Source organism: Amycolatopsis nigrescens CSC17Ta-90 (assembly GCF_000384315.1).
In the GTDB taxonomy this organism is placed as follows: Bacteria; Actinomycetota; Actinomycetes; order Mycobacteriales; family Pseudonocardiaceae; genus Amycolatopsis; species Amycolatopsis nigrescens.
This window is the reverse complement of record NZ_ARVW01000001.1, coordinates 5,807,768-5,827,593: the sequence shown is the minus strand read 5'-3', so window position 1 is coordinate 5,827,593 and position 19,826 is coordinate 5,807,768. Positions and strand designations below refer to the sequence as shown.

The window sequence follows — 19,826 nt, the reverse complement described above, 5'->3', positions numbered from 1 at the left end:
CTGGCGATGACACACGGGACGAAAAAGGCCAGGACGAACCCGGCACCGGCCGCGGTGCGGACGAGTTCACCGGTGCTGGTCGGGCGGTCCGAAGAACTCCGCACGCTGATCTCGGTCATCACCCGGCCGCCGTCGGTGGTCATGCTCGAGGGCGAAGCCGGGGTCGGCAAGACCCGGTTGCTCACCGAGCTGCTCGCAGATCGCCAGGCCGGCCGCCGCAAGGTCCTGATCGGCTACTGCCAGCCGCTGCGTGAGCCCTTCCCCTACGGCGTGGTGCTCGAAGCCCTGCGAAACGCCGGTGACACGGTCAATCCCGCACTGCTGAGCCCGGTGACCGGCACGCTCCGCGCCTTCCTGCCGGAACTGGCCCGGTTCCTGCCGGAGGCGCCGCTCCCGCTCGGTGACCCGAGGGCGCAGCGGCACCGGCTGTTCCGGGCTGTCCGCGAGCTGCTCGCCGCGCTGGGCCCGGCGCTGCTGGTGGTGGAGGACCTGCACTGGTCCGACGACGGGTCGCGGCAGCTGCTGCGCTTCCTGATGTCCGAGCCGCCGCCGAACCTGAGCCTGGTGGTCAGCTACCGCGGCGAAGACCTGCCCGGCGGAGTACCGCTGGGCAGCGCGTTCCGCCCGGCTGCGGGCACCACCAGCGCGCTGGTCGGGCTGGATCCGCTGGACGTGGCCGGGGTGCGCGGGCTGACCACGGCGATCCTCGGCGAGGGGCCGGTGTCGGCCGAGTTCGCCGCGCGCCTGCACGAACGCACCGCGGGCATCCCGTTCGTGGTCGAAGAGACCCTGCACGCGCTGCGGACCGCCGAAGGTTCGGTACGCACCGACGGCTCCGCCGCGCGGCGGCTGCTGGACAGCGTCGAGGTGCCCGCCCTGCTGCGCGAAGCGATGGCCGAGCGGCTGGCCTGCCTGCCGGTGGCGGTGAAACGGCTCGCCCAGGCCGCCGCGGTGCTCGGTGTGCCGGCCTCCGGTGAGCTGCTCGCCGCCGTGGCCGGGGTGCCTCCCGGCCGGGCAAGACAGGCCTTGATCCGCGCGCTGCGGGGCAACGTGCTGCGAGAGATCCGCGACTGCCGGTACGGGTTCCGGCACGCGCTGGCCCAGCAGGCGGTGTACCGGACCGTGCCGGGACCCGATCGCCAGCAGCTGCACCGCCGCGCCATCGAAGCCCTGCGCGCGGCCGACCCGCAGCCGTTGGTCCAGCTGGCCGAGCACAGCCGCCGGGCCGGTGAGTCCGCGGACTGGCTCCGTTATGCCGAGGCCGCCGCGGACCAGGCGTCGGAGGTCGGTGACGTGTCCACCGCGACCGAGCTGCTGTGCTCCCTGCTGGACGGTCCCGCCCTCGCCTTGTCCGATGTGGACAGGCTGGCGGTCAAGCTGAGCCGGGTCTCGCTGAACGGCCTCGCCGAGCACGAGGTCAGCGCGGCGCTGGAACGGCTGCTCGCCGACCACCGGCTTTCCGGCACCCTCAGCGGCGAGGTACGGCTGACTCTCGGCCTGTTGCTGGTGCGGCAGGAGAACGGCCTGGAGGCCAGCCGGGTGGAGATCGAGCTGGCGATGGCCGATCTCGCCGACCGCCCCGAGCTGGCCGGTCGCGGCATGGCCGTGCTGGCCGAACCCTTCGTCGGAGACACTCCGCTGTCCGAGCACCTGCGCTGGATGGACAAGGTGGACGAGCTGATCGCGCAGTCGGACGACCCGCTGCTGGTCACCACGCTGCTGGCGAACAACGTGTCGAACCGGCTCAACGCCGGCGACCCGGTCGGCTGGGCGATGCTGGACAAGGTGCCGGAGCGGCTCGGCTCGGCGGCCGAGCAGCGGCAGCTGGCCAGGCTGCACTGCAATGTCGCGGACGCCTGCTCGTGGATCGGCTACCACCGCAGGTCGGACAGCATGCTGCACAGCGGCATCCAGCTGGCCACCGACTGCGGCGCGCCGAACGTGGTCAGCGCCGCCCGCTCCACCAGGGCGCATGTGGACTGGCTGGTCGGCAACTGGACCGGCCTGGCCGAGCGCGCCACCCGGCTGCGCGACGAGTACCGCGACCTGCTGCCGGTGGCCAGTGAGCTTTCGCTGATCCTCGGCATGCTGGCGGTGGCCAAGGGGGAATGGGAACGGGCGGCGGCCCGGTTCGCCGCGGCCGGTGTGGCCACTCCCGGCAACGCGTTCGCGCCGGTGGTGCTCGCGGCACACGGCTGGATCATCCGGATGTTGCTGCACCAGGACTGCCACGAGGCCGCCGCACTGGAAGCGGACCGCGGGCTGGATCTGTTGCGGCGCAAGGGTGTCTGGGCATACTCCGGGGAGCTGGCGCCGGCCGCGGTGGAGGCGTACTGCCGGGCCGGGCGGGCCGTGGAGGCCGGGGTGTTCGTCGCCGAGCTGGCACGTGAGGTGGCCGGGCTGGATGCCCCGATCACGCATGCGGCACTGGCGGGCTGCCGCGGTGAGCTCGCCGCCTGCGAAGGAGATCTGGACGCCGCGATCTCCTACCTGGAAGACGCCGAAGCGCGCTACCAGCGGCTGCCCGCGCCGTACTACGCCGCGCTGGTCGCCGAGCGGCTGGCGGGCTGCCGGCTGGCCGCCGGGATGGACGGGCAGGCCGAGGCGCTGGCCGCCCTGGCCGGGGAGTTCGCCGCGCTCGGCGCGACCAGGGACGCGGCGCGCTGCCGTCATCTGCTGCGGGTGCGGGGCGCCGGTCAGCCTTCCAGGCGCGGGCGACGCGGCTACGGCGACGAACTGTCCCCGCGCGAACGGGACGTGGCCAGGCTGCTCGGGCAGGGGCACACCAACCGGGAGATCGCCGACGTGCTGTTCCTGTCGCGCCGGACGGTGGAGCAGCACGTGGCCAGCGTGCTGCGCAAGCTGAAGGTGAGCTCACGCGGCGAGTTGCGGCGAGTTGGATAAATCGGTTGCCCGTCGCGTCACGGCCGCGAGATCCTTTCTCCCGACTGAGCCGGTGAACCGGCGGATCCGAAGGAGGTGCCCGATGTGCAACGCCGTCCTGGGCGTCCTCTTCGCCCTTCCGCCCGCCCCGCCAGGCTGATCGTGTCCGGTGGGGCAAGCATCCACCGGAGATATATCAGTGTCACAACACTCGTACGAAGAGTTCGAAGAGTTCAGCGACCGGCAGTCCCGCCGTGCCCGGCGACGCCGGTTCGACGATGAGCGTCAGCCCGCCCGCGGCGGCAGGCTGACCGAAGAGGAACGCGGTCGGCTCGCCCGGGTCCGCGAAGACGCCTACACCGAGCCGACGGTGCCCGGCGGCGCCGACCGGTACTCCACCTGGGCCGACGCCGACCGCGGCCCGGCACCACATCCGAACTGGCTGGTCACCGAACTGGCCGCGGTGGACACCGAGCTCGGCGTGCTCAAGACCGGCAAGGAAGCCGACGTGCACCTGATCCGGCGCGGGCTGCCGGACCGTTCCCGCGAGTGCCTGCTCGCCGCCAAGCGCTATCGCAACGACGAGCACCGGCTCTTCCACCGGGACGCCGGCTACCTGGAAGGCCGGAAGCTGCGCCGCTCGCGAGAGTCGCGGGCCGTGCGCAACCGGACCTCGTTCGGCCGGAACCTGATCGCCGAGCAGTGGGCCGCCGCGGAGTTCGCCGCGCTCGGCAGGCTGTGGCAGGCCGGCGCGCCGGTGCCCTATCCGGTGCAGCGGGACGGCACCGAACTGCTGCTGGAGTTTCTCGGCGAAAACGGCGAGGCCGCGCCAAGGCTGGCCCAACTCCGGCCCGACCCGGACGAGCTCCACGAACTCTGGCTCCAGGCCGTTTCCGCGCTGGAGCAGCTGGCCGGTGCCGGCGTCGCGCACGGTGACCTGTCCGCCTACAACGTGCTGGTGCACCACGGCCGGCTGATGCTGATCGACCTGCCGCAGGTGGTGGACGTGGTGGCGAACCCGCGTGGCGGTGAGTTCATGGTCAGGGACGTGCGCAATCTGGCGAAGTGGTTCTCCGCCCGCGGCCTGACCGGGGACATATTGGACACCGACCGGTTGATCAGCACGCTGGTCCGCGCCGCGGAGCTGCCGTGAACGGGCCCAGCTGCGCGTCCTTGGTCACAACCGGTGCCTCGGATTGGGCCCTCCGAGCACACTCCGGTAGGCTGATCACAGACCGCAACCGGCGGCGTGGACGAGTGGTGTTCTTCGCGGCCAAGCCAACCGAATGGCTCGCGGTATCCACCCGTAAACGGCGCACCACGCGCCGGGTTCGTCCCTGTGAACGCCCTAAGCAACACCATCTTGCCCTGCCTGCGCGCGGGCAGCCGGGCCTCCTTGCGACGTGCCACGTCCGAGAGGCATTTGTGACAGTCACGCTCAATTCCGAGAACACCTCCGCGCGTCCGGCCCGCAGCAAGCCGCGGCACCGGAACACGGCGGCGGACTCGGCGCAGGACCAGGGCACGGCCTACACCGGCCCGACCAAGAGCTTCGCCGACCTCGGCCTGCCGGAGCCGCTGCTCCGGGCCCTGCGCGAGGCCGGCATCAACAACCCCTTCCCGATCCAGACCGCGACCATCCCGGACGCGATGGCTGGCCGCGACGTGCTGGGCCGCGCCCAGACCGGTTCCGGCAAGACGCTCGCCTTCGGGCTCGCCCTGCTGGCCAGGCTGGACGGCGGCAAGGCCAGGCCGAAGCGCCCCCGTGCGCTGGTCCTGGTGCCCACCCGCGAGCTGGCCATGCAGGTGGCCGACGCGCTGACCCCGCTGGCCAAGTCGCTCGGCCTGTGGTGCCGCACGGCGGTCGGCGGGATGGCCTTCAACCGCCAGGTGGACGCGCTCAGCCGCGGCGTTGACCTGCTGATCGCCACCCCGGGCCGGCTCTCCGACCACGTCCGGCAGGGCACCGCGGTGCTCTCGGACGTGAACTTCGTGGCGCTGGACGAGGCCGACCAGATGGCCGACATGGGCTTCCTGCCGCAGGTCAAGGAGATCCTCGACCTGACCCCGGCGCGCGGCCAGCGGCTGCTGTTCTCGGCCACCCTGGACGGTGACGTCGGCAAGCTGGTCAAGGCGTACCTGAGCGACCCGGTCGAGCACTCGGTCGCGCCGGTAACCGCCAGCGTCACCACCATGGACCACCACGTGCTGCAGGTCTCCCACCAGGACAAGCAGGCCGTGGTCACCGAGATCGGCGCCCGTGCGGGCCGCACCATCATGTTCGTGCGGACAAAGCACCACGTGGACCGGCTGGCCGAGCGGCTGCGGGCCAGCGGGGTGCAGGCCGCCGCGCTGCACGGCGGCAAGACGCAGGGGCAGCGCAACCGGGTGCTCGCCGACTTCAAGGAGGGCAACACCCCGGTGCTGGTCGCCACCGACGTCGCCGCGCGCGGCATCCACGTGGACGACATCAGCCTGGTGCTGCACGTCGACCCGGCCGCGGACCACAAGGACTACCTGCACCGGGCCGGCCGGACCGCGCGGGCCGGTGCCTCCGGCGTGGTGGTCACCCTGGTCACCCATGACCAGCGGCGGACCGTGCGCCGGATGACCGAGCGGGCCGGCGTCCGCGCGGAGAGCACCGTGGTGCGCCCCGGTGACGCCGAGCTGTCCAGGATCACCGGTGCCAGGGAGCCCAGTGGCGAGCCGGTACCCGAGCTGCGCCGCGAGGCTCCGCCGCGCCGCGGTGGCCCGCGTGGCCAGGGCGGTTTCGGTGGCGGCGGCCGTCCCGGTGGCTTCGGCGGCCGTGGCCGGCAGGGTGGCGGCTTCGGCGGCAACCGTGGCGGCGGCCGTCCGCAGCGTTCCGGGCCGAGGCCGGCGCGTCGCGGTCACTCGCACGACTGACCGACTGGATCAGCAGACTGATATATCAGAAGCGCGGCCGGTCCTCGATCGGCCGCGCTTCTGCTTGTCCTAGAACGAAATGAGCTCGAACCCGCAGGCGAGCCCGCCGCCGAAACGCGTTCCGGTCTCGCTGGCGTACTCGCGCAGGAACTGGTCGGGGTCGCCGGCTTCGTCGCCGAGACCGGCCAGGTACGCGCGGTGCTCCAGCAGCGACGCGACCGCCAGGTCCATCGTGTCGGTGACGTCCTCGGCGTGCGTGATGTTCGGCGAACCGTGCACGGCGAGCCAGCGCACCCCGCCCCATGGCTCCAGGCCGAGGTCGCGGAAGATCCAGCGGTTGCCCGCGTCGCCGATCGCGTCCAGCACGGCCTGGCCGACGTTGCGGTGGTCCGGGGTGTTCGGCCAGCCACCCTCCCAGGTCTGCTGGTAGTTGGTGGTGATCACCAGCTGCGGCCGGTGCCGGCGAATCGCGGCGGCGATGTCGCGGCGCAGCGGCACGCCGTACTCGATCACGCCGTCCTGGTGGTCCAGGAACTCGACCTCCCGCACTCCGACCACCGCGGCACTGGCCAGCTGTTCCCGCTCGCGCACCTCGGCGCACTCCTCCGGCGCCAAGCCGTCGATCCCGGCTTCGCCACGGCAGGCGAGCAGATAACGCACCTCGCGCCCCTTGCCCGTCCAGCGTGCGATCGCGCCGGAACTGCCGTACTCGAGGTCGTCCGGATGCGCGACGACGGCCAGCGCACGCTGCCAGTCGGCCGGCATCGGCAGCAGTTCGGTCATGCCCTCACTCCGTCATGGGGAATCGCCAGTGCGAGACTGCCAGGCGTGAACGCACCCGGTCCAGGCACCACCCCGACACCACCCGAGCAGACCTTCGACTGGATCGACGTCGAGTCGGCCAAGCGTGCCGAGGCCGGGTTGCTGCGACGGCTCACCCCGCGTGCGGCCAAGTCGGCGGAACTGGACCTGGCCGGGAACGACTACCTCGGGCTGGCCAGGGACAAGCGGGTCGCCGGTGCGGCCGCAGCGGCCGCGCTGCGCTGGGGCTCCGGCTCCACCGGTTCCCGGCTGGTCACCGGTTCCACCGAACTGCACGCCGAACTGGAGCAGGAGCTGGCCAAGTTCTGCGGCACGCAGGCGGCGCTGGTGTTCTCCTCCGGTTTCACCGCGAACCTGGGCGCAGTCACTGCGCTCTCCGGCGCCGAGTCGGCGATCGTCACGGACAAGTACATCCACGCGTCACTGATCGAAGGCTGCCGGCTGTCCCGCTCGGACGTGGCCGCGGTCGCGCACGGCGACCCGGCCGCGATGAAACACGCACTGTCCACCCGGCGCAAACCACGCGCGCTGGTGGTCACCGACTCGATCTTCTCGGTGGACGGCGACCTGGCCCCGCTGAACGAGCTGGCCACCGCCTGCCGCGAGCACGGAGCCGGCCTGCTGGTGGACGACGCGCACGGTTTCGGAGTGCTCGGCGAAGGCGGCCGCGGGGCCGTGCACGAGGCCGGCCTGTCCGGCTCACCGGACGTGGTCACCACCATCACCCTGTCCAAATCCCTTGGCGCGCAAGGTGGTGCGGTGCTGGGGCCGCGCCGGGTGATCAAGCACCTGGTGGACACCGCGCGCAGCTTCATCTTCGACACCGCGCTTGCGCCGGCCAGTACCGCGGCCGCGCTGGCCGCGCTCGGCGTGCTGCGCGCCGAACCGGAGCTGTCCGGCAAGGTGCTGACCGCGGCCGGCGCACTGGCCGAGCAGCTCGGCGCGGCCGGGTTCACGGTCAGCACCCCGCAGGCCGCGGTGATCTCGGTGCGCGCACCCTCGCCGGAGGACGCCGTCGCCTGGGCCGCGCGCTGCGCCGAGCAGGGTGTCCGAGTCGGCTGCTTCCGGCCGCCTTCGGTGCCGGACGGCGTCTCGCGGCTGCGGCTGACCGCCCGCGCCGACCTCACCGAGTCCGATGTGGAGACCGCGGTCAAGGTGATCACCGAAGCCGCTCCGCAGGGCGCCCGGTAGCGGCCCAATGTGACGTTTGGTGTCTTCTAGGGACCGAACGTCACGTTGGGCTCGCTGGTCGCGGCGGCTTGGCCTCCATGGCGATGATGGCCAGCGCCATCACGCCGGCGCCTACCCAGCCGAGGGTGGACAGCCGGTCGCCGGCCAGCCAGAAACCGAAGACGCCGGCGAACACCGGCTCGGTGGCCAGGATCAGCGAGGTCCTGGCCGGTGACGTACGCAGCTGCGCGAACGACTGCATGAAGTAGGCCAGCGAGCTGGCGAACACCGCGGTGAACAGCAACGCGACCCAGACCTGGCCGCCGCTGGGCACGCTCAGGTCGCCGGTGAGCGCGGCCAGTACCAGTGCCACCAGCCCGCAGACGGTCAGTGAGACGGCGACCAGCGGCCCGACCTCGAACCGCCGGACCACCCGGTCCGTGTACAGGATGTGCAGCGCGAAGGACACGCTGCAGACCAGCATCAGCCCGTCGCCCAGTGGGTGCCAGCCGCCGCCGAAGCCGGAGAGCAGCAGCAGGCCGACGGTCGCCGCGGCCACGCAGGCCCATGCCCACGGCCGCAGCGCCTGCCGCAGCAGCACCCAGCCCAGCAGCGGGGTGAACACCACGTACAGGCCGGTGATGAACCCGGCGCTGGAGGCCGTGGTGTGCGTCAGTCCGATGGTCTGCGTGACGTAGCCGCTCACCAGCAGCAGCCCCAGCACCACCCCGGCGAGCCAGCCCTGCCCGGAAAGCCGCCGCAGCCCGGCCGCGAACGGCGCCGCCATCAGCAGCCCGGCGACCAGGAAGCGGTACGCCACGAACGCCAGCGGCGCCAGCACCACGACCGCGTCCTGAATGACCGTGAAGGTCAGCCCCCAGGCCGCGGCCACGCCGACCAGCCCCAGCTCCGCGATCCACCGGCCGCGCGGGCCGCGGGCGGCGGCCGGGCCGGTGAAGACGGGTGCGACCGCGGAGTCCTCCGCCATCAGACGGCGAACCTGGTTCCGGTCACCCTGCCGTCGTACCGCGCGACGAACTCCGAACGGCCATGCACCGCGCGCCGGTTGCCGATGATCAAGACGTCCCCCGTGTCGAGCCTGGCCGACCGCTAGGTTAGCAGCGGGACGTACGGATCGCCGTCGAGTAACGGCTCACCAACTACCGGCCGGAAAGCGATGTTCATGCCTTTGCCGCAGACCAGTACCCACGTCGGCTACCCGGCCGGTGCCGTCGACGGTGACGCCACCGTGCTCGCCGTGCTGCCACGGGAGACGGCGGGCGAATGGCTGGTGATCACCGACCGCACGCCGTTCCATCCGCTGGACAGCGGCTGGCCCGACCAGCCCGCCGACACCGGACAGCTGGTGCTCGGCGACCGGCGGCTGACCGTGCTGGACTGCCTGATCGGCGCGGCCGCCGAGGACTCCGATGAGTTGCTGGTGGGCGAGGACATCCCGGTGCGGCGCGGCGAGCAGGGCTGGCGCTGGCTGGTCCTGCACGTGGTCGAATCGGATGCCGACCTGACCGACCTGGCCGGCGCGCCGGCCGGACTGCAGGTGGACGCCAGGCGACGGCGGGAGCTTTCCGCTGGGCACACCGGCTGCCATCTGATGGCGCTGGCGCTGAACGCGGTGCTCGCCGGCCGGTGGCGCAAGGAGGTGCGCACCGACGGGCTCGGCGCACCGGACTTCGACGCGCTGGCGATCACCTCGTCGCGCATCCACCCCGGCGGCAGCACGGACACCTACCGGATCGGGAAGTCCTTGCGCAAGAAGGGGTTCAGCACCGACGGGCTGGCCGGCGAGCTGCCCGAGCTGAGCGAGCGGGTCAACGGCCGGCTCGCCGGCTGGCTGGCCACCGACGCGCCGGTGGAGCTCGCGGCGCCCGGCCCGGAGCTCACCGCGCGGCGCACCTGGAGCTGCCTGCTCCCGGACGGGACGCCCACCATTCCGTGCGGCGGCACGCATCTGCGGCGGCTCGGCGAGCTGAGCGCGCTGACCGTGCGGCTCGAACTGGCCGAGGACGGCAGCACGTTGGTCGCGAACACCATCGCCGAACTCGCCTGACGACAAGCGAAAGCCGGCTTCACCGCCATCGCGGGAAGCCGGCTTCCGAGGTTCGGCTCAGCCGAAGATACGCAGGCCGGTCTGCTTCTTGATGTCGTCGGTGTACGCGGCGACTCGCGTGTAGACGCCGGGCCGGTTCGGCACGGCGCAGCCTTCGCCGTAGGACACGATGCCGATCACCGTGTCACCGACCAGCAGCGGGCCGCCCGAATCGCCCTGGCAGGCGTCCTTGCCGCCTTCGTCATAACCGGCGCAGACCATGTTGCTCTTGTCGTAGCCGGGAAAACTTGCCTTGCAGCTGTCGTCGCCGACCACCGGCACCACGACCTTGCGCAGGTAGTCCGAGCGCTCGCCGCCTTCGGAGGTGCGGCCCCAGCCGACCACGGTCGCCTTCGTGCCCGCCTCGTACAGCGCGCGGTCGTCGGCACTGGGCACCTTCGCGGACCCGTACGGAACCCGACGGTTCAGCTTGAGCACGGCGATGTCGTTGCCCTTGCTGGGATCGCTGAACTCCTCGTGCACCCAGACCTCCCCGACCTGGACCGAGACGCCCTCGCTGGTGCGTTTGTCGTCGCGCCCTGCCACCACTCGCAGGTCCGTGCGCTTGACCGCCTTCGCGCAGTGCGCTGCGGTCAGCACCGCGGAGGACGAGATCAGCGTCCCGCCGCAGAACTGGTTGCCGCCCGCGTCGGTGAGGAACACCGCGTACGGGAAGTCCTTGACCGACGCCTGGGTGCCACCGACGATGTACGGCTGGACATCCACGCGGGGATCGGCCGACGCGGCGGAGGGCAGGAAGCCGGCCGTGGCGGTCAGCACCGCGGCGACGGCGAACGCCCGACGATTCTTCTTGGCCATTGCGAATACCCCTTCGTCGGTGCGTGCTCATCTCACGAGCTGCGCGCGACCGGCACCAAAGGCGCGTCCTTGGCCCGGGTACCGCGCCTTCTCAACCGCAAACACCCTAGTCCGAACGCCTTCGATCCGGTGTCGCTGAAACGGGTGGACTCCGAGGCGCCGGATCGCTCTGTCAAGCTGGTGACGTGGGACTACGGACTTCGACGGCCTTACTGTGCGTAATGGCCTTCCCGCTGGCCGCCTGCGCCAACGAGGAAACCCCGCCGCCGGCCCCCGCTCCCCCGGCGACGAGCGCACCCGCGACCACGGCGAGCACGACAGTCACGACTACACCGCCCGAGCCGCCTGCCCAGCCGGAGTGGCGGGTCGGCGCACGGCCGCTGCCGCTGCGCCCGGACGGCTACGGCGAGGTGCTGCCAACACCGGACGTGCTGGTGAACCGCAATCTGCCGACCGGGGACCTGCTGCCGCCGCCCGCCGACGGCCGCTACTCCGCCCAGGTGCAGGAGGTGCCCCCGGACGTGCTGGCCCGCAGCACCTGGCAGCCCGCCTGTCCGGTGCCTGCCGCGGCGCTGCGCTACGTGACCATGTCCTTCCGGGGTTTCGACGGCCGCGCGCACACCGGGGAGATGCTGCTCAACGCCTCGGTGGCGCAGCCGGTGACCCGCGTCTTCGAGCGGCTGTTCGCGAACGGGTTCCCGATCGAGGAGATGCGGGTGACCCGCGCGGACGAGCTGGACGCGGCGCCCACCGGCGACGGGAACAACACGGGCGCCTTCGTCTGCCGCCCGGCCAGGGGACAGACGAACTGGTCCGCGCACGCCTACGGGCTGGCCATCGACCTGAACCCGTTCTGCAACCCGTACCTCAAGGGCGACCTGGTGCTGCCCGAGCTCGCCTCGGCCTACGTCGACCGGTCGAAGGTCCGGCCCGGGATGGTGCGCGCCGGCGACGCCACCACCGGAGCGTTCGCCGCGATCGGGTGGCAGTGGGGTGGCAGCTGGACCAACCCGAAGGACATCATGCATTTCACCGCGAACGGCAAGTGACGCGGGAACAAGTCCCGGCCGGCACCGGTTGGGCCTGGTGGTGACTTCCGACAGCGTGAGGATGAGCAGCGTGCCGCACTACGACCTGGTGATCGTCGGTACCGGATCAGGGAACTCGATTCTCGATGACCGGTTCGCCGGCTGGAAGACGGCCATCGTGGAGAAGGGCGTTTTCGGCGGCACCTGCCTGAACGTGGGCTGCATCCCGACGAAGATGTTCGTGCACACCGCGGATCTCGCGGCCACCCCGTCGGTCTCCGGCAGGCTCGGCGTCGACGAGGAACTGCTCGGGGTGCGCTGGACCGACGTGCGGGACCGGATCTTCGGCCGGATCGACCCGATCGCGGCCGGTGGCCTGGAGTACCGGGCCAAGCACGAGGACAACGAGAACGTCACCGTCTACCAGGGCGAAGGCCGGTTCACCGGGCACAAGGAGCTGACCGTCACGCTGCCGGACGGGCGGGTCGAGACGGTCACCGCGGACAGGTTCGTGCTGGCCGCCGGCGGACGCCCGGTGATCCCGGACATCCCCGGCCTGGACGAGGTCGAGTACCACACCTCGGACACGGTGATGCGGCTGGACGAGCTGCCGGCGCGCGCGGTGATCATCGGCGGCGGTTACATCGCGGCCGAGTTCGCGCACGTGTTCGCCTCGTTCGGGGTGCGGGTCACGGTGGTGAACCGCTCGGGCGCGCTGCTGCGCTCGGAGGACGAGGACATCAGCGCCCGGTTCACCGAGCTGGCGAGCCAGCGTTTCGACGTGCGGCTCAACCGCAAGGTGCTGCGGGCCGGCAAGTCCGACACCGCCGGCGTCGGGGTCGCGCTGGAACTGGAAGGCCCCGACGGCCGGGAGACGGTCGAGGCCGAGCTGCTGCTGATCGCCACCGGACGGCGGCCGAACTCCGACCTGCTGAACGTCTCCGCCACCGGAGTGACCACTGTGGACAGTGGCCATGTGCAGGTGGACGAGTACCAGCGCACCGGGGTGGACGGCGTATACGCGCTCGGCGACCTGTCCTCGCCCTACGAGCTCAAGCACGTGGCCAACCACGAATCCCGTGTGGTGCAGCACAATCTGCTGCATCCCGAAGAACAGGTGGCCGCTGATCACCGGTTCGTGCCGCATGCGGTGTTCACCTCGCCGCAGGTGGCGTCGGTCGGGCTGACCGAGCAGCAGGCCCGCGAGCGCGGGGTGTCCTACGTGACCTCGAAACAGGACTACGCCGGGATCGCGTACGGCTGGGCGATGGAGGACACCAGCGGTTTCGCCAAGCTGCTGGCCGACCCGGCAACCGGGCAGCTGCTCGGCGCGCACATCATCGGGCCGCAGTCCCCCTCGGTGATCCAGCCGCTGATCCAGGCGATGAGCTTCGGCCTGGACGCGCGCAGCATGGCCCGCGGCCAGTACTGGATTCACCCGGCGATGCCCGAACTGGTGGAGAACGCCCTGCTGAACCTGCCGCTGGACCCGGCGGCTTCATAACGCGAAAGGTCGCCTCCCGGCGTCGCGGATAACGGTTTCACCGATCCGGCTACCCGGTGTGCCCGGCTCGATAAGCTTCCGGTGCTCTGCCCGCTCGCACTGGAGGTGCCGTTGTCCCGGCTCACCGCCTTTCTCGCCTGGTCCACGCAGGCCGATTCACCGGATGCCGTGCAGAAGGCGCTGACCGTGATGAAGCGCAAGCTCAACGAGCACGGTTTCGAGTACTACGACTGGAACGAGAACCAGAGCGTCAACAAGGACATCGGCGCCAAGGTCAGCGACGAGCTGCTGAAGTCCGACCTGGTCATCCTGGACGGCAGCACCCAGCGCCCGAACCTCGCCTACGAGGTGGGTTTCGCGCACGCGCTGCACCTGCCGCTGGTGGTGGTCAAGCAGGCTGGCTCGGACCGGCTGCCGGAGAACTTCGGCGAACCGGACTACCTCTCCTACCCGGCCGAGGCCGAGGACGGGAACGGGTTCGCCAGCTTCGAAAACCGGTTCGGCGACTGGCTGGTGAAGCTGTCCAACACCACCCTGTCCCCCGGCCAGCGATCCGCGCGACGGGGCCGGAACGCGCTGGACGAGCAGGTCAACAAGTTCATCGACAGCTACCCCGAAGAGCACGCCAGCCTGCACCTGCTCGGCGGCTGGGCCGGCGCGCTGGCCCGTGAGCTCGACTCGGGCGGGGCGTCGCAGCTGGTCGTCGACGCCGACTACTACCTGCCCAGCTTCTCCAGCCTCGGCGGCTGGGACGGCGGCCAGATCCGTGCGATCGCCGACCTCACCGACGAGACCGAGCAGTTCTGGACCCCGGAACATCCGGAGGAGATGACGGCCAACGTCAGCGAGCGGATCTTCCTGCTCGACTGGTCCTGGTTCTTCGAGGACGAAAGCAAGCTCGCCAGGCAGATCGACCTCTGGCGGCGGCACCAGGCCCGCCACCGGACCGGGCCGTACGACATCTACATCGCCACCAAGGAGGAACTCCGGCCGGGCGAGGTGCACCCGATGGGCCCCGGCGCGCTCGGCCACCACCTGCTGCTGGTGGATCCCGATGTGATCGGCAGCTACCAGCCCAACCCGGGCCGGGTGCACGCGCGGCAGCTGGTGATCGAAAGCAACTCGCTGCGCTTCGCCAGCGCGGTGCAGTTCTACGAGTCGATCAAAAGCCGCGCGGTCCGGTTCGACCCCAGCATGAAGGCCGCGGACCTGCGACGGGCCTGGGTGGCGCGGACCGGGGTCGGGCACTGGGACCAGGACTGGACCAGTGAGACCGAGTTCCGCACCCCCGACTACTTCGAGGTCTACGACCGGCACATCCGGTGCTGGATCCCGCGCTACTCGCAGATGATCCAGGACAGCGCGGCCACCGTGTTCCGGGAGATCCTGCGGATCTACGCGGACAGCATGCGTTCGGTGGACGTGCTGGAGATCGGCTACGGCACCGGGCGGCTCACCACCGAGATCGTGCCGTGGATCCGGAACATCAACCGGCCGTTCTACGACCTCGAGCACCACGGGCCGGTGCGGCAGTACCGCGGGATCGACCGGGCCGAGCAGATGACCCAGTACGCGCGCGACCTGCTCCAGCCCGAGCAGCAGACGGGGCTGGACATGCGGCTGGTGCGGGGCACCGCGTGGGAGGACGTCGACGGCCAGTACGACGTGGTGTTCGGGTCGCTGGTGATGCACTTCCTGATCGGGCCGGATCCCGCCGACGAGGCGCTGGACGAGTTCTTCGCCAACTGCGCGGAGCACACCACCGACGAGGGCACGCTCGTGTTCGCCGACGTGTTCGGCGTGAGCGGCGACCGGGGCGGCGCCTCCCCGATGGACCGGTGGCGGGACTGGATGATCCGCTACGGCCTCTCCGAGGAGGAGGCGGACGGCTACCTGGCGGGCAACGCCGACATGACCGCGGCGGCACCGATCGCCAAACTGCGCACGGCCGCCGAGGCGCACGGCTTCAAGACCAAGGTCAAGGTCGTCGGCGCGCCCACCCTCCCGTTCCGCATCGTGGTCTTCTCCAAGCAGCCCGGCAAGAACGGATGACGGTGTCCCCCCGCGGGAAGGGACAAGGCACCTCGCGGACGGTGAGCGGCGTCCGGGTGCTGTTCGCGGTGTTCGCGCTGGTTTCGCTCGTGCTGGGCTACTTCGGGTTGGAAGACTTCCTGGACTCGCAGACCCAGTACGGGCACCGGGTCCTCGACCTCGTCTACTACGACCTGCAGCTGTTCGTCATCGACTCCGGGCCGGTCGGCGAGGGCGGCCCCTATCCGTGGCCGCTGGAAATCGCCCGGTTCCTGGCCCCGGCGGTCACCGGCTACGCGGTGTTCGAAGCGGCCAGGGCGCTGTTCGCCACCGAGATCGCCAGGCTGCGGGCGCGGCGGCGGCGCGGGCACATCGTGGTCTGCGGCGGTTCCGTCGCGGCGAAGACACTGGCCGCGCACCTGACCGAAGTGGGCTATCCGGTGGTGGTGGGCGGCGACACGCGGGACGCATCGGCGCTCACCGCGGTCGGGCTGGCCAGGGCGACCCGGTTGTACGCCTGCGCGGACGAGACGGCCGCCAACATAGCCACCGTGCTGGCGGCCGTGCAGGTCGAACGCAGGTCCACCGTCCCGCTCGAGATCTACGCGCACGTGTCCGATCCCGAGCTCGGGGACGCCCTGCGCGCCGGGGAGTTCGCCGGGCCGCACCGGGTGGACTTCTTCTCCCTCGACGGCATCGCCGCCAAGGAGGTGGCCGCCGGTGAGGGCGACCGCGGGGCCCAGCTGGTGATCGTCGGGCTGAGCGCCTTCGGGCGTGCGCTGCTGCTGGAGTTCGCGCGGCGCGCGAACCGGGCCAAGGCCGGTCCGGTCGAGGTGCTGGTGGTCGATCCGGACGCGCGAGTGGTGGTGGCAGAGCTGAGCGGCCGGTACCCGTTCTTCGACGAGGCCTGCGTGGCCACCGTCCGGCCCGTCTACGTTCCGGAGCCGGGTGTGCACCGGGTGTTCATCTGCCACGACGACGAGGAACGCGCACTTCGTGACGGGCTCAACGTAGCGGCGACAATGGACGGAACTCGCAGTACGGTGATCGTGCGGATGGCGCGGCTGGCCGGAGTCGGTGAGATGATGGTGCAGCACGGTCACGACGACCGGTTACGTTTTGTGGGAGTGCTGGACATGGCGAGTGCGTACCTCTCCGAGCGAATCAGTGATTCGCTGGCGCGCGCCGTGCACCGGCGCTACATCGACGACCAGACCGCGCAGGGGCACAGCCCGGAGACCAACCCGTCGCTGGCCGACTGGGACGATCTCCCGGAGACGCTCCGCACCGCCAGCCGCGCGCAGGCCGCCGACATCGAGCACAAGCTGGAGCTGATCGGCTGCGCCGCGGCCCCCCGGCTGGAGGATGCGTCGTTCACCTTCGAAGGCGACGAGGTCGAGCGGCTCGCGATCATCGAGCACGAGCGCTGGGTGCGGGAGCGCCGGGCCGACGGCTGGCGGTACGGGCCGGTCCGCGACAACTCGGCGAAGATCCACCCCGACCTGCGGCCGTGGGAAGAGCTGGGCGCCACCGAGAAGCAGAAGGACCGCGACGTCGTGCTGGCGCTACCGGAGATCCTCGCCGACGCCGGCTTCCAGATCGTGCGCTGGGACGCCACCTGAGCGTCAGACGAAACGCGGACGCCCGGCGATGGCGCCGGCGACCATCTGCAGGACCAGCACGACGATCAGCATGACGAACGGCACGGACCAGCCGCCGGTCAGATCGTGCAGCATGCCGAACAGGAACGGGCCGACCGCGGCCAGCAGGTACCCGAAGCCCTGAGCCATCCCGGAGAGCTGGGCGGTGTCCTGGCCGGTGCGGGCCCGCAGCGCGATCGTGGTCAGCGCCAGCGAGAACACGCTCATGCCGAGGCCGAGCAGGACGGTCCACAGCAGCGGCGACGCCGACGGCGCGAACAGCAGGCCGGCCAGACCGGCCAGACCGAACAGGCCGAGGCCGACGATCCATCCGCTCTGGCTGCCGCTGCGCGCCGCGATCGGCGGCACCACCAGGCTGATCGGCACCGCGATCAGGGACAGCAGGCCCAGCAGCAGGCCCGCGTCGCCGCGGCTCACCCCGGCATCCATCAGCACCTGCGGCAGCCACCCCATCACCACGTAGGCCAGGAACGCCTGCAGGCCGAAGAACACGGTGACGACCCAGGCCAGAGGGCTGCGAAGGAGCGACCGCGCTGGCTTTCCGGCCTGCTCGGGGTCGACCGCCCTCGGTTTGCCACCCCGCGAGGCGACCAGCCACACCACCAGCGCCAGCACGGCGAGACCGGCCCAGCTGGCCAGCGCGGGCCGCCAGCCGCCGAGCGCGTTGTCCAGCGGCGGGGACAGCGAGGAGCCGAGCGCGCCACCGCCCTGCAGCGCCGCGGTGTAGACACCGGTCATCAGCCCGATCCTGGCCGGGAAGGACTCCTTGACCACCACCGGGACCAGCACATTGGCGAAGGCGATACCGGCGGTCGCCACCAGGGTGCCGCCGAGCACCACCAGCGGGCCGTCCAGCACCCGCAGCACCAGCCCGCAGGCCAGCACGCCCAGCGCGACGGCGACCGCGGCGGACATCCCGGCCCGCCTGGCCAGCCAGGGCGCGGCCAGCCCGGCCGCGGCGAAGCACAGGCCGGGCACGGTGGTGAGCAGCCCGGCCCAGGTCGCGGACGCGCCGAGCGAGTCGCGCGCCTCGTCGAGCAGCGGGCCGACGCTGGTGATCGCCGGTCGCAGGTTCAGCGCGGTGAGCACCACCGCGACGGCGAGCAGTGCCCCGCCGGTCAGTACCGCGCCGCGACCGCGCGAGCTCGTTTCGACGGCGCCCTCCAGCTCGAGTTCGAGACCGTGGACGCCGTCCGGACCGGGGACGCGGGATTCAACAGGCACGGCCCCACTATGGCAGACATAGGATGATTGGATGAACCCCCCTGTGACGGTATCCTCAATGCGGCAGCGGGCGCATGGGATCGTGTCCGTTCGGAAGTGACCTGAAGGGGTATCGCTGTGCCATTGGCCACCACGCGCCGGACCGGCCTCGTCGACCAGGTGATCGCGCAGCTGCGCCAAGCCGTCGTGCAGGGCGAATGGCGGATCGGCGAACGGATTCCCACCGAACCGGAGCTCGCCACGTCACTCGGCGTCGGCCGCAACACGGTCCGGGAGGCGGTCCGCGCGCTGTCGCACAGCGGCCTGCTCGAAGTGCGCCAGGGCGACGGAACGTACGTGCGCGCCACCAGCGAGGTCTCCGGCGCGGTACGCCGGCTGTGCGGCTCGGAGCTGCGCGAGGTGCTCCAGGTGCGCCGGACGCTGGAGGTGGAGGGCGCCCGCCTGGCCGCGGCCGCGCGCACCGACGAGGAGCTGGCCAACCTCCGCGCCCTGATGGCGGCACGCGACGAGGCGCAGGGGGCCAAGCGGCTGGACGAGTTCGTGCGGCTGGACGCGGAGTTCCACCTCGCGGTCATCCGGTGCGGGCACAACGGCCTGCTGACCGAGCTCTACCGCGGCCTCACCGAAGTGGTCACCGCGAGCGTCGCGGCCACCACCAGGGAGGGTGGCGTCGGTGGCGCGGACATCGAGCACCACGACCTCGTCGAGGCCATCGCCGACCGCGACCAGGACCGCGCGGTGGCCGAAGCGGGTGGTTTCCTCAACGAGCTGCTGACCGGGCTCGATCTCGACCCCGGCGAGCTGGCCTGAGCCTCAGGGCAGGGTCAGGATCTCCGCGCCGGACTCGGTGACCACCAGGGTGTGCTCGAACTGGGCGGTCCACTTCTTGTCCTTGGTGGTGACTGTCCAGTCGTCGTCCCAGACGTCGTAGTCGATGGTGCCGAGGGTGATCATCGGCTCGATGGTGAAGGTCATGTCCTGCTCGATCACCGTGGTCACGGACGGCTCTTCGTAGTGCAGCACGGTGGGCACGGTGTGGAACGCCGGCCCGACGCCGTGCCCGGTGAAGTCCCGCACCACGCCGTAGCCGAAGCGCTTGGCGTAGGACTCGATGACCCTGCCGATCACGTTCAGCTGCCGGCCTGGCCGCACCGCCTTGATCGCCCGCATGGTCGCCTCGTGCGTGCGCTCGACGAGCAGCCGGGCCTCTTCGGAGACGTCACCGGCGAAGAAGGTGGCGTTCGTGTCCCCGTGCACGCCGCCGATATAGGCGGTGACGTCGATATTGCAGATGTCCCCGTCCTCGATCACCGTGGAGTCCGGGATCCCGTGGCAGATCACCTCGTTCAGCGAGGTGCAGCAGGACTTCGGGAAGTGGCGGTAGCCCAGTGTCGACGGGTAGGCCTTGTGGTCGAGCAGGAACTCGTGCACCACCCTGTCCACGTCGTCGGTGGTGGCGCCCGGCTTGACCGCCTTGCCGCCCTCCTGCAGCGCCTGCGCCGCGATCCGACTCGCCACCCGCATCGCCTCGATCACCTCGGGCGTCCGCACCCCGTTGCCGGTGTCGCGTTTCGGGGAGGGCCTGTCCACGTACTCGGGACGGGTGATGCTGGCGGGGACGGCACGGCGCGGCGACTGCACGCCGGGCTTCAACGGGGCACGCACGGACATGC

At 71.2% G+C, this 19,826-nt stretch carries 15 protein-coding genes; 10 read left to right on the top strand and 5 right to left on the bottom strand.

All coding sequences use genetic code 11. The annotated features are described in order from the left end of the window. Nucleotides 1–6 precede the first annotated feature (6 nt). The 3 genes from AMYNI_RS50565 to AMYNI_RS0127740 all read left to right on the top strand — a co-directional run bounded on the left by AMYNI_RS50565 (nt 7) and on the right by AMYNI_RS0127740 (nt 5,787). The gene (locus tag AMYNI_RS50565) at nt 7–2,904 is read left to right on the top strand and encodes an ATP-binding protein (protein WP_281170306.1); all 2,898 of its coding nucleotides are present in this window, start codon (nt 7–9) and stop codon (nt 2,902–2,904) included. 178 nt (nt 2,905–3,082) lie between these two features. Further along, nucleotides 3,083–4,036: a serine protein kinase RIO gene (locus tag AMYNI_RS0127745; RefSeq protein ID WP_020671344.1), complete on the top strand. Its 954-nt coding sequence runs from the start codon at nt 3,083–3,085 to the stop codon at nt 4,034–4,036. Nucleotides 4,037–4,308: 272 nt separating this feature from the next. Continuing rightward, on the top strand, nt 4,309–5,787 hold the full coding sequence (locus AMYNI_RS0127740) for a DEAD/DEAH box helicase (RefSeq protein WP_020671343.1): 1,479 nt from the start codon (nt 4,309–4,311) through the stop codon (nt 5,785–5,787). A 69-nt stretch (nt 5,788–5,856) separates the two neighbouring features. On the opposite strand, the gene AMYNI_RS0127735 is transcribed toward AMYNI_RS0127740, so the two are convergent. After that, nucleotides 5,857–6,570, bottom strand: a complete 714-nt coding sequence (locus AMYNI_RS0127735; RefSeq protein ID WP_020671342.1) for a PIG-L deacetylase family protein — start codon at nt 6,568–6,570, stop codon at nt 5,857–5,859. 45 nt (nt 6,571–6,615) lie between these two features. On the opposite strand from AMYNI_RS0127735, the gene AMYNI_RS0127730 reads away from it, so the two are divergent. Beyond that, nucleotides 6,616–7,800: an 8-amino-7-oxononanoate synthase gene (locus AMYNI_RS0127730; RefSeq protein ID WP_020671341.1), complete on the top strand. Its 1,185-nt coding sequence runs from the start codon at nt 6,616–6,618 to the stop codon at nt 7,798–7,800. Nucleotides 7,801–7,840: 40 nt separating this feature from the next. Here AMYNI_RS0127730 and AMYNI_RS45510 read toward each other — a convergent pair whose 3' ends face one another. Further along, nucleotides 7,841–8,767: a DMT family transporter gene (locus AMYNI_RS45510; protein WP_020671340.1), complete on the bottom strand. Its 927-nt coding sequence runs from the start codon at nt 8,765–8,767 to the stop codon at nt 7,841–7,843. A gap of 195 nt (nt 8,768–8,962) precedes the next feature. Here AMYNI_RS45510 and AMYNI_RS0127715 point away from each other — a divergent pair, with 195 nt between their 5' ends. Further along, nucleotides 8,963–9,847: an alanyl-tRNA editing protein gene (locus AMYNI_RS0127715; RefSeq protein WP_040407387.1), complete on the top strand. Its 885-nt coding sequence runs from the start codon at nt 8,963–8,965 to the stop codon at nt 9,845–9,847. Between the two features lie 57 nt (nt 9,848–9,904). Here AMYNI_RS0127715 and AMYNI_RS0127710 read toward each other — a convergent pair whose 3' ends face one another. After that, nucleotides 9,905–10,705: a S1 family peptidase gene (locus AMYNI_RS0127710; protein ID WP_020671337.1), complete on the bottom strand. Its 801-nt coding sequence runs from the start codon at nt 10,703–10,705 to the stop codon at nt 9,905–9,907. 221 nt (nt 10,706–10,926) lie between these two features. On the opposite strand from AMYNI_RS0127710, the gene AMYNI_RS0127705 reads away from it, so the two are divergent. From AMYNI_RS0127705 to AMYNI_RS0127690, 4 genes are all read left to right on the top strand, one after another. Beyond that, nucleotides 10,927–11,754, top strand: coding sequence for a M15 family metallopeptidase (locus AMYNI_RS0127705; protein WP_020671336.1), 828 nt, complete (start codon nt 10,927–10,929; stop codon nt 11,752–11,754). A 70-nt stretch (nt 11,755–11,824) separates the two neighbouring features. After that, entirely contained in the window at nt 11,825–13,237 is a 1,413-nt protein-coding gene (locus AMYNI_RS0127700) for a mycothione reductase (RefSeq protein WP_026361010.1), read from the top strand. Between the two features lie 81 nt (nt 13,238–13,318). Next, complete coding sequence (locus AMYNI_RS0127695; protein ID WP_020671334.1) at nt 13,319–15,289, top strand: class I SAM-dependent methyltransferase; 1,971 nt, start codon at nt 13,319–13,321, stop codon at nt 15,287–15,289. Beyond that, nucleotides 15,286–16,890 carry a RyR domain-containing protein gene (locus AMYNI_RS0127690; protein WP_157357501.1) on the top strand — a complete coding sequence of 535 codons (1,605 nt, stop codon included), beginning with the start codon at nt 15,286–15,288 and terminating at the stop codon, nt 16,888–16,890. The genes AMYNI_RS0127695 and AMYNI_RS0127690 overlap by 4 nt, the downstream gene beginning before the upstream one ends. A 3-nt stretch (nt 16,891–16,893) precedes the next feature. Here the strand turns inward: AMYNI_RS0127690 and AMYNI_RS0127685 are convergent, their stop codons facing one another. Then, nucleotides 16,894–18,153 carry a CynX/NimT family MFS transporter gene (locus AMYNI_RS0127685; protein ID WP_020671332.1) on the bottom strand — a complete coding sequence of 420 codons (1,260 nt, stop codon included), beginning with the start codon at nt 18,151–18,153 and terminating at the stop codon, nt 16,894–16,896. A gap of 117 nt (nt 18,154–18,270) precedes the next feature. Here AMYNI_RS0127685 and AMYNI_RS45505 point away from each other — a divergent pair, with 117 nt between their 5' ends. Next, on the top strand, nt 18,271–18,963 hold the full coding sequence (locus AMYNI_RS45505) for a FadR/GntR family transcriptional regulator (RefSeq protein WP_084628488.1): 693 nt from the start codon (nt 18,271–18,273) through the stop codon (nt 18,961–18,963). 3 nt (nt 18,964–18,966) lie between these two features. On the opposite strand, the gene map is transcribed toward AMYNI_RS45505, so the two are convergent. After that, nucleotides 18,967–19,824, bottom strand: coding sequence for a type I methionyl aminopeptidase (map, locus tag AMYNI_RS0127670; RefSeq protein ID WP_020671330.1), 858 nt, complete (start codon nt 19,822–19,824; stop codon nt 18,967–18,969). Between the last annotated feature and the right edge of the window lie 2 nt (nt 19,825–19,826).